We start from the raw sequence: 11,728 nt of genomic DNA, 5'->3' as shown, positions 1-11,728 counted from the left end.
ACCATGCACCCACACCTGTCCCGCCTGAGCGCCGCGCTCGCCGCGGTGGACTCCGACACTCCGACGATCTCCGTATGGGGCCGCAAGCTCGCGGCCGTCCTCACCGGCGGCGGAAGGCTCCTGGCCTGCGGCAACGGCGGCTCCGCCGCGGAGGCCCAGCATCTGACCGCCGAGCTGGTCGGCCGCTTCCGCGCCGACCGGAGGCCGTACGCGGCGATCCCGTTGCACGCCGACACCTCGTCCGTGACCGCGATCGGCAACGACTTCGGCATCGAGGAGGTGTACGCGCGCCAGGTGCGGGCGCACGGCCGCCCCGGAGACGTCCTGCTGTGCCTGTCCACCAGCGGGACCAGCCCGAACGTCCTGGCCGCCGCGATGGCCGCCCGCGAGGCCGGCGTCACCACCTGGGCGCTGACCGGCCCGGCGCCCAACCCGCTCGCCGAGTTGTGCGACGACGCCCTGCCGGTCGCGGCCGGGGACACCGCGACCGTCCAGGAGGTGCACCTCGCCGTGATCCACATGCTCTGCGCCGCGCTGGAGGAGGCGTGCGGGGACGCGCTGGAGGAGGCGCACGAGGACACGGCCGGGGACCCCGGAGGAAGGGCGCGCGCCGAGGAGGCCGGGGACGTGCTGGAAGGAACGTGCTGATGAGACCCGGACCGCTCGTCGTCGTCGGCGACACCCTGCTCGACGTGGACGTCGAGGGCGAGGCGGAACGGCTCTGCCCCGACGCGCCCGTCCCCGTCGTGACCCGTGCCCGCGAGCACCGCCGCCCCGGCGGCGCGGGCCTGGCCGCCCTGCTGGCCGCCGCGGCCGGAGCGGGCGCCGAAGTCGTCCTGGTCACCGCGGCCGGTGACGACGAGGCCGGATCGTGCCTGCGGGAGCTGCTCGCCGGCCGGGTGGAGACGGTACGGCTCCCGCTGGACGGCGGCACCGTGACCAAGACCAGGATCCGGGCGCGCGGCCAGACGCTGCTGCGCCTCGACACCGGCGACGGCCGGGCGGCGGCCGGCCCGCGATGGGACGGGGACCGGCGGGACGGAGAACGGCTGGAGGGGGACCGGCGGGGCGGAGAACGGTGGCGCCGGGTCCGGCCCGGCGGCCAGGAGACGCTGCGGGCCGCCGCGGTGATCAGGAGCGCGGGCGCCGTCCTGGTCTCCGACTACGGCCTCGGGACGGCGGAGGCCCTGCGGGACGCGCTGGCGGAGACCGCCGCGCCGGTCGTCTGGGACCCGCACCCGCGCGGCCGCGCCCCCGTCCCCGGGTGCGCGCTCGTCACGCCGAGCGAGGCGGAGGCCCGCCTGCTGTGCGCGGTCCCGGCCCTCACCCCCGAGCAGACGGCCCGGCGGCTGGTGCGCGACCTGGACGCCGAGGCCGTGGCCGTCACCCTCGGCGACAGGGGCGCCGAGGTGGCGCGCCGGGGCGGCCGGTCCGTGCGGGTGCCCCCGCCGTTCCCGGTGACCGGGCCGGACGCCTGCGGCGCGGGCGACCGGTTCGCCGGGGCCGCCGCGCTCGCCCTGCGCGAGGGCGCCTCGCCCGAGGAGGCCGTCGGGGAGGCCGTCGGCGCGGCCACCCGCTTCGTGGAGAGCGGGGGAGCGGCCGCGGTCCGGCTGTCCGTCTCCCGGCCGGGCGGGCGGCTCACCGCGGAGGGCGACCGGCGCCCGGCCGGAGAGAAGCTCACCGCGGGGGGCGACCGGCGCCCGGCCGGAGAGGGGCTCACCGCGGAGGGAGCGGGCCGCCGCCGCTTCCTCGCGCCGGAGCTGGACGACCGGCCGCGGACCCCGCTGGAGCTCGGCGAGGCCGTCCGCGCCGCGCGCGGGCGGCTGGTGGCCACCGGCGGGTGCTTCGACCTGCTGCACGCGGGCCACGTCAGCCTGCTGCGCCGGGCACGCGCCCTGGGCGACGCGCTGATCGTCTGTCTCAACTCCGACGAGTCCGTCCGCGGCCTCAAGGGACCGGGCCGGCCCGTCGTCAGCGAGGAGGACCGGGTCCAGGTGCTGCGCGCGCTGGAGTGCGTGGACGACGTCGTCGTCTTCGACGAGAGCACCCCCACGGCGGTGATCGAGACGCTCCGGCCCGACGTGTGGGTCAAGGGGGGCGACTACACCGAGGCCGACCTGCCGGAGGCGGAGGCCGTGCACCGGGCCGGGGGAGAGATCGTGATCCTTCCCCTCGTCCCCGGCCAGTCCACCACGAACCTGATCGCCGCGGCCCGCGCGGCCCTGTGAGGAAGAGGAGCGCCCATGCTCGGAAACATCCTGATCACCGGTGGCGCCTCCGGTCTGGGCCGGGCCACCGCCGAGGCGGTGGCCAAGGCGGGCGGGCGGCCGCTGGTGATCGACGTCAACGCGCCCGACCTCGAGGTGGAGCACGTGCTCGCCGACCTGTCCGACCGCGCGCAGGCCGAGCGGGCCGTCGCCGAGCTGGCGGAGCGGGCCGGCGGGCTGGACGGCGTCGTCACCGCCGCGGGCATCGACGCCTGCGGGCGCCTGGCCGACGTCTCCGCCGACCGGTGGGAGCGGGTGGTGCAGGTCAACCTGTTCGGCACCGTCTCGGTGGTCCGCGCGGCGCTGCCGTACCTGACGGCCTCCCGGGGACGGGTCGTGACCTGCGCCTCCACCCTCGGCCTGCGGGCGCTGAGCGACGCCACCGCCTACTGCGCCTCCAAGTTCGGGGTGGTCGGCTTCACCCGGGCGCTCGCCGCCGAGCTGGCCGGCCGGGTGGGGGTGACGCTGTTGATCCCGGGGGGCATGGACACCCACTTCTTCGACGACCGCGACGAGCAGTACAGGCCGGGCCCCGACGCCCGGCTCAACAGACCGGAGGACGTGGCCGCGACCGTCGTCTTCGCCCTCGGCCAGCCCGCGGGGTGCGAGATCAGGGAGCTGCTCGTCTGCTCCTCCACGGAGACGTCGTGGCCGTGACGGGAGTGCCGCGCGCCGGAGATCCGGGGGACGCCCGCGGGGACGGTCGTCCCGTCCTGCTGGTGCTGCGCGGGCTCGCGCTCGGGGACCTGCTCACCGCGGTTCCCGCGCTGCGGGCGTTGCGGCGGGCCTGTCCCGGGCACCGGATCGTGCTGGCCGCCCCGGCCGCCCTGGCCGAACTGCTCCCGCTGATCGGCGCGGTCGACGAGCTGCTGGACGTCTCCGGGCCGGGACCGGTGCCCGTGCCCGCCCCCGGCCTCCCGGCCCCCGACATCGCGGTCAACCTGCACGGCCGGGGCCCGCAGAGCGTCGGGGCGCTGTGCCGTACCGGCGCCGGACGGCTCCTCACCCACGCCCACCCGGACTTCCCCGGGACGCCGGGCCCGGCGTGGCGGGCCGACGCGCACGAGGTCCGGCGCTGGTGCGATCTGCTCGGCTGGTACGGCATCCCGGCCGACCCCGCCGACCTGCGCCTGGCCGTCCCGGACGGCACGGACGGCGCCGCCGGCGGCACGGCGGGCGCGCGCACGGGGCCGGTCGTGATCCATCCCGGCGCCGCCCACCCGGCCAGGCGGTGGCCGCCGGAGCGGTTCGCCCGGGTCGCCGCCGAGCTGCGCGCGGCCGGGCACGACGTGGTGGTCACCGGCGGCCCGGCCGAGCGGGAACTCGCCCTGCGGGTGGCGCACCTGGCCCGCCTGCCCGGGGAGAACGTGCTCGCCGGGCGCACCGGGCTGCGGGAGCTGGCCGCGCTGCTGACCGGCGCCCGGCTGCTCGTCTGCGGCGACACGGGCGTGGCCCACCTGGCGAGCGCGTACGGCACGCCGTCCGTGGTGCTGTTCGGGCCGGTGTCGCCCGCCCTGTGGGGCCCGCCGCCCGACGGGCCGCACATCGCCCTGTGGGCGGGGTGGTCCGGCGACCCCCATGGCGGACAACCCGATCCCGGGCTGCTCCGGATCGACGTTCCCGAGGTCCTCGACGCGGCCCTGAAACTGACGGAGGTGAGCGTGCGATGAGCGCACGGCGTGCGGTGGTGACCGGAGGGGCCGGATTCCTCGGCTCGTACCTGTGTGAGCGGCTGGTGGCGCGGGGGACGGAGGTGATCTGCATGGACAACTTCCTCACCGGCTCGCCGGACAACGTCGCCCACCTGATGGGCGAGCCCTCCTTCCGGCTCGTCGAATGCGACCTCACCGGGTTCGTCCACGTGCCCGGCGAGGTCGACCTGGTGCTCCACTTCGCCTCCGCCGCGTCCCCGGTCGACTACCTGCGCCACCCGATCGAGACGCTCAAGGTGGGCAGCCTCGGCACGCTGCACGCCCTCGGCCTGGCCCGGGAGAAGGGCGCCCGGTTCGTGCTCGCCTCCACCAGCGAGGTGTACGGCGACCCGCTGGAGCACCCGCAGCGGGAGGAGTACTGGGGCAACGTCAACCCGGTCGGCCCGCGCAGCGTCTACGACGAGGCCAAACGGTTCGCCGAGTCGCTGACCACCGCCTACCGCAACTCCCACGGCACCGACACGGCGATCGTGCGGATCTTCAACACCTACGGGCCGCGGATGCGCCCCCACGACGGCCGGGCCATCCCCACCTTCATCCGCCAGGCGCTGTCCGGTGAGCCGATGACGGTGACCGGCGACGGGAGCCAGACCCGCTCCATCTGCTACGTGACCGACACGGTGGAGGGCGTCCTCGCCCTGGCCGGCAGCGACTTCGCGGGCCCGGTCAACATCGGCAACCCGGCGGAGCTGACCATGCTCGCCCTGGCCGAGACCATCCGCGACCTGACCGGATCGTCCTCGCCGATCGAGTTCATCGACCGGCCCGCCGACGACCCGGCCGTGCGCCGCCCGGACACCTCCCTGGCCGCCTCCCGGCTGGGCTGGCGCCCGCAGGTGGAGATCGCCGACGGGCTGCGCCGCACCATCGCGTGGTTCACCGACAAGCTCAGCGAGACGCCGCAGGCCGTGGCCGGTCGTTAGGGCCCGTCTCCTCCGCGGCGAGGTCGCCGAGGAGCTCCGCCATCCGGGCGGCGTTGCGCTGGGCGTTGTCGCGGCAGCAGTTGTTCATGAGGACGTGCACGGTCTCCGCCTCGCGCGAGAACGCGCGGAGCCGGCCCGCCCAGTGCTCCAGCTCGGCCTCCGAGTAGAGGTAGGCGAACCGTTCCTCGATCTTCTTGGAGGTCCACTTCTCCGAATGGCCGTGGAAGCGGACCACGGCCAGGTCGGCGGTGGCGGCCAGGACCGGGGGGATCGAGGACGGGTGGCCCTGCGGCATGTCGACGCTGACGTAGGGGATGTCGTGCGAGGCGAGGAAGTCGAGCGTGCGTTCCCGGCCGTCCTCCTCCATCCAGGTGCGGTTGCGGAACTCCACGCAGGCGCGGAAGGGGGCGCAGCGCCGTACGCACTCCAGGACATGCCGCCGGTTGCGCTCACCGGCGGGGAACCACGGCGGGAACTGCAGCAGGACGGCGCCCAGTTTGCCCGCCTCGTGCAGCGGGGCGAGCGTGTCGAGGAAACGCCGCCACACTTCCTCGACGATCTCCGGGTCCAGGTCGCGCGCGTAGACGTTGCCGGTCCCGCCGGGGTCGCCGAGCGTCTCCCGCAGGTCCTTGTAGAGGGAGGCCACCCGGGTGGGGTGCCCGGTGAGGAGGGAGAACGCCTTGATGTTGAAGACGAATCCCGCGGGGGTGCGGTCCCGCCAGGACTCCACGGTCCTGCGCGACGGGGGGTGGTAGTAGGTGGCGTCCACCTCCACCAGGGGGAAGCGCGACGCGTAGTAGGCCAGCCGCCCGGCGGGCGTCGAGACGTCGTCGGGGTACCAGCCCGAGTCGAGCAGCGACCGGTCGGTCCAGGAGGCCGTGCCGACGAGGACTCCCGTCCCGGGGGCGGACGGGCTCCGGGCGGGCCGCGCCGTCGGGGCGGGGCGTGCTGTCTGGGCGGACGCTGCCATGCGGGGTCCCTGCCCGGACGGGCGGCCGTGTCACCTCCGGGCGCCGCATCCGGTCCCCCGGGACCTCCCGCGGCGACTCGTTTCACTTCTGTTGATCGATGACTCGCCGTCCGATGACTATCCGGGTTCTCGCCGGGTAGCGGGATTTACCCAGAGTCTGCCGCATATAGAGGAGGCGTCATGAACGCTTCACGCCCGCACGCGACCACCCGGTCGCCGGTACAGCTCGCCGCACTGATCGTCGGCGCGGTGTTCCTGCTCGTCGGAGTTCTCGGGTTCATCCCCGGTGTGACCACGAACCTCGACGAGATCACCTTCGCCGGACACCAGTCGGACGCGCTGCTCCTCGGGATCTTCGAGGTGTCCATCCTGCACAACATCGTGCATCTGCTGTTCGGTGTGGCGGGTATCGCGCTCTCCCGCACCTGGACGGGCGCCCGTAACTTCCTCATCGTCGGCGGGGTGGTCTACCTGCTGCTGTGGCTGTACGGCATGTTCGTCCCGCACGACAGCGGCGCCAACTTCGTCCCGTTCAACGCCGCGGACAACTGGCTCCACCTGGTTCTCGGCCTGGGCATGGCCGCGCTGGGCTTCCTGCTCGGCCGCGGCGCCGTCACCACGCGGATCTGAGCGCTTCCGAGCGCTCGCGATTCGCGAACATAACGGGAGGGGTCCTACTGAGGGGGACCCCTCCTCGCATGTCCGGGCATATCCAGGCGTTCCAGCGGCAGGCGGGGATTCTCTCCGGGCGCCGCCCAGGATCTCCCGCCCAGGATCTCCGGCTCAGGCGGGGACGCTCTCCACCGCGCGCCCGTGATGACGGTGGGCGGCGACCGCGGCGCCGAAGGACTCCGTGAACCCCTTGACGTCGTCGCCGGTCCCGACGACCACGCCCGGGTGCGGGCCGGGCCCGATCCGGGCGGTCTCCAGCAGCAGCGCCGCCTCGCCGAGGACCCCTATGGCCTTGCAGTGCTTGAACGCCTCGGCGACGTAGTGCACGGCCTCCCCGTCCATGCTCAGCGCCCGCGCCGCCTCCTGCCCCCCGGGGACCAGCACGGCGTCGTAGAGCACCGAGGCCATGGTGGTCAGCGCGTGGGTCACCGGGACCGGCGTGTCGTCCGAGCCCCGTACGGCGCCGCCCCGCGGGCCCAGCACGTCGCACAGCGCGCCCATGGAGGTGAGCGCCGTCTGCGCGGTCTTCACCTGGTCGGCGTCGACCCCGTCGGCCACCAGGATCGCGATCTTCCGGGTGGCGACGCTCCGGACGGGTGCGTGGTCCTGGCTGAGCGCGGGGGAACTGCGGCCGTGGTTGGGCACGGCGGCCTCGGCCGGGGGAGCGGCCCCGAGACCCGCGGCGACCAGGGAGGCCAGCTCGTGGTCGACGTTGCGGAGGTTGCGGACCACGCCCTCGCGGATGCGCGGGTCGACGACCCTGCCGAGCTCGAACCGGAAGGCCGCGACGATGTGCGCCTTCTCCCAGGAGGACATGCTGTTCCAGAACAGGGTCGCCTGGCTGTAGTGGTCGGCGAAGCTCGTGCTGCGCCGGCGGATCTTGTGGCCGTCCACCCGCTCCTGGAAGTGCGTGTAGGCGTCCGCCCCGCCGACCGCCGGGCAGCCCCCGCCGGTGGAGTTGGGATGGTAGCTCGCCCGGCCCCGAGGGATGATCATCTGGTGGTAGCCGTCGCGGTGGTGGTTGCGCACCTCGGCCAGCGGCCGGTTGATCGGGATCTGCGAGAAGTTCGGCCCGCCGAGCCGGATGAGCTGGGTGTCGAGATAGGAGAAGAGCCGCGCCTGCAGCAGCGGGTCGTTGGTGAAGTCGATGCCGGGCACGACGTTGCCGATGTGGAAGGCGACCTGCTCGGTCTCGGCGAAGAAGTTGTCCGGGTTGCGGTTGAGCACCAGGCGCCCGACCGGCTGGACCGGGACCAGCTCCTCAGGGATGATCTTCGTGGCGTCGAGCAGGTCGAAGTCGAAGGAGTGCTCGTCCTCCTCGGCCACGAGCTGCACGCCGAGCTCCCACTCGGGGAAGTTCCCGGTCTCGATCGCCTCCCACAGGTCCTTCCGGTTGAAGTCGGGGTCCTTGCCGGCGATCTTCTGGGTCTCGTCCCAGACCAGTGAGTGGATGCCGAGCTTGGGCTTCCAGTGGAACTTCACGAAGGTGCCGCGGCCCTCGGCGTCGACCAGCCGGAAGGTGTGCACGCCGAACCCCTGCATCATCCGGTAGCTGCGGGGGAGGGCGCGGTCCGACATCAGCCACATCATCATGTGGGTGGTCTCCGGCTGCAGCTGCACGAAGTCCCACAGGGTGTCGTGCGCCGAGGACGCCTGCGGGACCTCGTTGTGCGGCTCCGGCTTGACCGCGTGCACGAAGTCGGGGAACTTGATCCCGTCCTGGATGAAGAAGACCGGGATGTTGTTGCCGACCAGGTCGAAGTTGCCCTGGGCGGTGTAGAACTTCACCGCGAAGCCGCGCACGTCCCGGACGGTGTCGGCCGAGCCCCGCGAGCCCGCGACGGTGGAGAAGCGGACGAAGACCGGGGTCCGCAGGCCCGGCGTGGTGAGGAACCGCGCGCGGGTGAAGGCGGCCAGCCCGTCGCCGTAGGGCTCGAAGTAGCCGTGGGCGGCCGAGCCGCGCGCGTGGACCACCCGCTCGGGGATGCGTTCGTGGTCGAAGTGGGTGAGCTTCTCCCGGAAGTGGAAGTCCTCCATCAGCGTCGGGCCGCGCTCGCCCGGCCGGAGCGAGTTGTCGGTGTCGTCCACCCTGGCGCCCTGATCGGTGGTCAGGGCGGTGTCTTGGTAATCGACCCGGGCGTCGTCCAGCTGCCTGTCCTTGTCCGTGCGGTCGTCACCGAACATCGAGCCTCCTGGTGCGTGTCCGGGCGGGAGAGCCCCGCCCACCGGGCGGCATACCCGTCAGGCGCCGGAGAAACGGAGAGCCGGGATCCGATCCCGTCCGCCGCCGGGCCCGGAGGCTCCCCGTGAAAGCCGGGGAGCCCGGGAGTCCGGGGAGACCCGGAACCTCACCGCGGCCCCGGAGGCTCTCCCGCGTCACGGCCGCGCGCCGACTCCACTGGCCAGCTCCCCGGCCCGCGCGGGACCGCCGGTCGCCGGGGACAGCGGCGGGGTGTCCATGCCCGCCACGGTCCGCAGGCCCTCCAGCAGGTCGCGGAGGGCGTCGGCCGCGGAGTGCCGGGGCCGCCAGCCGAGCTCGTCACGGGCCCGGGAACAGTCCATGACCGGCATGGCGAGCAGCATGTCGAACAGCTCCGGGGCGGCGGGCACCAGGCGCATGCGCCAGGCGGCGGCCGCGGCGCCCCGCACCAGCCCGGCCGGGACGGGCAGCCGGCGGGCGCCGAGGATCTCGGCCAGCGTCGCGGGGTCGATCACCGGCCCCGCGGCGATGTTGAAGGCGCCCGAGTCCCGTCCGGTGACCGCCAGGCGGTAGGCCTCGCCGATGTCGTCGCCGTGGACCGCCTGGAACCGGAGGCGGGGGATGTCGGGGACGACGGGGATCAGGCCGGGCCTGATCAGCCGCTGCGGCAGGAACGGCCCGCCGAACAGCCTCCGCTGCTCGGTCGCCGCCTCCCGCTTGAAGATGAAGCCGGGGCGGAGCCGTACCACCCGGATGTCCGGATGGTCCCGCTCGAAGGAGTCGAGCGCCCGCTCCACGTAGGCCTTCTCCCGCCCGTAGGCGGCGCCGGGCCAGCCGTGGGTGGGCCAGTCCTCGGTGACGGGGCGGTCCTTCGGGCCGGGGGAGTAGGCGCCGACCGAGGAGCCGTACACCAGGGCGGGGACCTTGGCCCGGGCCGCCGCCGCGAAGACCCGGAGGCTGCCCAGCACGTTGGCGTGCCAGGTCGTCACCGGGTCCCGGGTCGGCTGGAAGAGCCAGGCCAGGTGGACGACCGCGTCCGAGCCCTCGAAGTGCGGGGCGAGGTCGCCGGTGGAGGCCGTGGAGACGTCCACGGCGCGCCACTCGGTCTTCTCCGGATGCCAGCCGGGCAGCCGGCGGGCGAGGCCGAGAACGGATGTGACGCTGCTGTCGGCCACGAGGGAGGAGACCACACTCGTGCCCACGTTGCCGGTCGCGCCGACGATGGTTACACGCATACCAGCCCGATGCCCCGGGAGGGGCGGGTGAATCCTGGCCGTCGCGTGAGGCGGTCAGGCCAGGTCGACCGAGGCGAGGCTCTCGGCCCGCCGCTGGGCGAGAGCGTCCTTGAGTGTGGGATAGACGTCGAAGGCGGCGTCGAGGCCGGTCAGCCGCATGATCCGGCGTGGAACGGGGTTGAGGCAGCACAGGGCGCAGGTGCCGCCGCAGCGGTGGGCCCTGCTGGAGGCCTGCACCAGCAGCCGCAGACCGGACGAGTCTATGAAGTCCATGGACGACAGATCGAAGAGCAGGCGTGGCCGATCGGCCGCGAACGCCTCATCGATCTGCTCGCTGAGCAGGGCTTCCTCTGTTTTGTCGACTTCTCCGATGATCGTGATGACGGTGAAGTCGTTACAGCGCTCCCTGCTGATCTCCATTGACATGGGTGAACTCCAGAACGGCGACATGATCGCGGGGTCCTGGCATCTCCGGGCCCGCCCACGCGCCTGGCCCCAGTCTCGCCCCTGGAGTGGTGGCGGCACAAGGTTGGGCGACCGTCATGGGGTGATACGAGGGGATTCATCCCCTGGTTATCGGGCTCGGCGGGCCGATCGCGGGACGGCGGAGCGGCCCGGATCGCGGACGGGCGCGGCCACGTGTGGCGAGGGGGAAGCCTGCGCCGCCGGGGAGCCGCCCCGGCGAGGGTGGTCTGTTTGGCCTTTTCACGAGGGGTATGGAGAAGTCCGTGCAGCTCACGCCAAGGAGGTAAGTGTGGCCAAATTTGGATATTTCCTGTCAAGTGAGGAGCACGGACCCAAGGAGCTGGTGCGTCAGGCGAAGCTCGCCGAGCAGGCCGGGTTCGAGGGCCTGTGGATCTCCGACCACTTCCACCCCTGGCTGGACGAGCAGGGGCAGAGCCCCTTCGTCTGGTCGGTGATCGGCGCCATCGCCGAGGCGACCTCGCTGCCCATCACCACCGCGGTCACCTGCCCGCTGGTCCGCATCCACCCGGTGATCATCGCCCAGGCCGCCGCCACCAGCGCGGTCCTGACCGACGGCCGCTTCCGGCTCGGCGTCGGCACCGGTGAGGCGCTCAACGAGCACATCGTCGACTCCCGCTGGCCCCCGGCCGAGGAGCGCCTGGAGATGCTGGAAGAGGCCATCGAGATCATGCGGGAGCTGTGGAGCGGCAAGCTCGTGACCCACCGGGGCGAGCACTACGACGTCGACACCGCCCGCATCTACACGCTGCCCGACGAGCCGCCCCCCATCTACATGTCCGGTTTCGGGGACAAGTCGGTGGAGCTGGCCGGGCGCGTCGCCGACGGCTACATGACCACCGGCCCGTCGGCGGAGATGGTCGGGAAGTTCCGCACCTCGGGCGGGTCGGGCAAGCCCGTGCAGGGCGGCCTGAAGGTCTGCTACGCCGCCGACGAGGCCACCGCCCGCAAGACCGTGCACCGGCTCTGGCCCACCCAGGGCATCCAGGGCGAGGCGGCCCAGCTGCTCCCGCTCCCCCGGCACTTCGAGCAGCTCGCGCAGATGGTCACCGAGGAGGAGGCCAGCAAGGGCTCGCCGTGCGGGCCCGACCCCGAGGTCCACGTCCAGGCGATCAAGCAGTACCTCGACGCCGGATTCGACGAGGTCTACATCAGCCAGATCGGCGAGGAGCAGGACGCCTTCTTCGACTTCTACGCCGAGCAGGTCCTGCCCCGCCTGCGCTGAACGTTCGCGACCGTTTGCCCGCCCGGGGGCGGGTAGACGGT

The 11,728-nt window shown here is 73.4% G+C and carries 11 protein-coding genes; 7 read left to right on the top strand and 4 right to left on the bottom strand.

The features are described from left to right. The first annotated feature begins 3 nt into the window (after nucleotides 1–3). Genes Plo01_RS00535 through Plo01_RS00515 form a run of 5 tightly spaced genes read left to right on the top strand, consistent with a single transcriptional unit; the run spans nucleotide 4 to nucleotide 4,902 of the window. Nucleotides 4–648: a D-sedoheptulose-7-phosphate isomerase gene (locus Plo01_RS00535; protein WP_203888430.1), complete on the top strand. Its 645-nt coding sequence runs from the start codon at nucleotides 4–6 to the stop codon at nucleotides 646–648. Further along, complete coding sequence (gene rfaE2 / locus Plo01_RS00530; protein ID WP_203888429.1) at nucleotides 648–2,228, top strand: D-glycero-beta-D-manno-heptose 1-phosphate adenylyltransferase; 1,581 nt, start codon at nucleotides 648–650, stop codon at nucleotides 2,226–2,228. Before Plo01_RS00535 ends, rfaE2 begins: the two co-directional genes overlap by 1 nt. A gap of 15 nt (nucleotides 2,229–2,243) precedes the next feature. Continuing rightward, on the top strand, nucleotides 2,244–2,924 hold the full coding sequence (locus Plo01_RS00525) for an SDR family oxidoreductase (RefSeq protein WP_203888428.1): 681 nt from the start codon (nucleotides 2,244–2,246) through the stop codon (nucleotides 2,922–2,924). Then, nucleotides 2,915–3,937: a glycosyltransferase family 9 protein gene (locus Plo01_RS00520; protein WP_239315713.1), complete on the top strand. Its 1,023-nt coding sequence runs from the start codon at nucleotides 2,915–2,917 to the stop codon at nucleotides 3,935–3,937. The genes Plo01_RS00525 and Plo01_RS00520 overlap by 10 nt, the downstream gene beginning before the upstream one ends. Beyond that, nucleotides 3,934–4,902, top strand: coding sequence for a UDP-glucuronic acid decarboxylase family protein (locus Plo01_RS00515; protein ID WP_203888427.1), 969 nt, complete (start codon nucleotides 3,934–3,936; stop codon nucleotides 4,900–4,902). The genes Plo01_RS00520 and Plo01_RS00515 overlap by 4 nt, the downstream gene beginning before the upstream one ends. Here Plo01_RS00515 and Plo01_RS00510 read toward each other — a convergent pair. Beyond that, nucleotides 4,868–5,872 (bottom strand): DUF72 domain-containing protein, encoded by a 1,005-nt coding sequence (locus tag Plo01_RS00510; RefSeq protein ID WP_203888426.1) that lies wholly within the window; start codon nucleotides 5,870–5,872, stop codon nucleotides 4,868–4,870. The two genes, Plo01_RS00515 and Plo01_RS00510, sit on opposite strands and share 35 nt — an antisense overlap. Before the next feature lie 180 nt (nucleotides 5,873–6,052). On the opposite strand from Plo01_RS00510, the gene Plo01_RS00505 reads away from it, so the two are divergent. Continuing rightward, on the top strand, nucleotides 6,053–6,502 hold the full coding sequence (locus Plo01_RS00505; RefSeq protein WP_203888425.1) for a DUF4383 domain-containing protein: 450 nt from the start codon (nucleotides 6,053–6,055) through the stop codon (nucleotides 6,500–6,502). A 153-nt stretch (nucleotides 6,503–6,655) separates the two neighbouring features. On the opposite strand, the gene Plo01_RS00500 is transcribed toward Plo01_RS00505, so the two are convergent. The 3 genes from Plo01_RS00500 to Plo01_RS00490 all read right to left on the bottom strand — a co-directional run bounded on the left by Plo01_RS00500 (nucleotide 6,656) and on the right by Plo01_RS00490 (nucleotide 10,405). Beyond that, nucleotides 6,656–8,728 carry a catalase gene (locus Plo01_RS00500; RefSeq protein WP_203888424.1) on the bottom strand — a complete coding sequence of 691 codons (2,073 nt, stop codon included), beginning with the start codon at nucleotides 8,726–8,728 and terminating at the stop codon, nucleotides 6,656–6,658. Nucleotides 8,729–8,920: 192 nt separating this feature from the next. Then, nucleotides 8,921–9,979 carry an NAD-dependent epimerase/dehydratase family protein gene (locus Plo01_RS00495; RefSeq protein WP_203888423.1) on the bottom strand — a complete coding sequence of 353 codons (1,059 nt, stop codon included), beginning with the start codon at nucleotides 9,977–9,979 and terminating at the stop codon, nucleotides 8,921–8,923. Nucleotides 9,980–10,033: 54 nt separating this feature from the next. Beyond that, nucleotides 10,034–10,405, bottom strand: coding sequence for an STAS domain-containing protein (locus Plo01_RS00490; protein ID WP_203888422.1), 372 nt, complete (start codon nucleotides 10,403–10,405; stop codon nucleotides 10,034–10,036). A 328-nt stretch (nucleotides 10,406–10,733) separates the two neighbouring features. Here Plo01_RS00490 and Plo01_RS00485 point away from each other — a divergent pair, with 328 nt between their 5' ends. Next, nucleotides 10,734–11,687 carry an LLM class F420-dependent oxidoreductase gene (locus Plo01_RS00485; RefSeq protein WP_203888421.1) on the top strand — a complete coding sequence of 318 codons (954 nt, stop codon included), beginning with the start codon at nucleotides 10,734–10,736 and terminating at the stop codon, nucleotides 11,685–11,687. Nucleotides 11,688–11,728 lie beyond the last annotated feature (41 nt).

The sequence above is a fragment of the Planobispora longispora genome, assembly GCF_016863135.1.
GTDB classification, from domain to species: Bacteria; Actinomycetota; Actinomycetes; order Streptosporangiales; family Streptosporangiaceae; genus Planobispora; species Planobispora longispora.
This window is presented reverse-complemented; position numbering and strand designations above follow the sequence as displayed.

Bases quoted from the DNA above. Each gene is read 5' to 3' on its own strand.
- Plo01_RS00535 (WP_203888430.1), top strand. From the start codon at position 4: ATGCACCCACACCTGTCCCGCCTGAGCGCCGCGCTCGCCGCGGTGGAC.
- rfaE2 (WP_203888429.1), top strand. From the start codon at position 648: ATGAGACCCGGACCGCTCGTCGTCGTCGGCGACACCCTGCTCGACGTG.
- Plo01_RS00525 (WP_203888428.1), top strand. From the start codon at position 2,244: ATGCTCGGAAACATCCTGATCACCGGTGGCGCCTCCGGTCTGGGCCGG.
- Plo01_RS00515 (WP_203888427.1), top strand. From the start codon at position 3,934: ATGAGCGCACGGCGTGCGGTGGTGACCGGAGGGGCCGGATTCCTCGGC.
- Plo01_RS00510 (WP_203888426.1), bottom strand. From the start codon at position 5,872: ATGGCAGCGTCCGCCCAGACAGCACGCCCCGCCCCGACGGCGCGGCCC.
- Plo01_RS00505 (WP_203888425.1), top strand. From the start codon at position 6,053: ATGAACGCTTCACGCCCGCACGCGACCACCCGGTCGCCGGTACAGCTC.
- Plo01_RS00500 (WP_203888424.1), bottom strand. From the start codon at position 8,728: ATGTTCGGTGACGACCGCACGGACAAGGACAGGCAGCTGGACGACGCC.
- Plo01_RS00495 (WP_203888423.1), bottom strand. From the start codon at position 9,979: ATGCGTGTAACCATCGTCGGCGCGACCGGCAACGTGGGCACGAGTGTG.
- Plo01_RS00490 (WP_203888422.1), bottom strand. From the start codon at position 10,405: ATGTCAATGGAGATCAGCAGGGAGCGCTGTAACGACTTCACCGTCATC.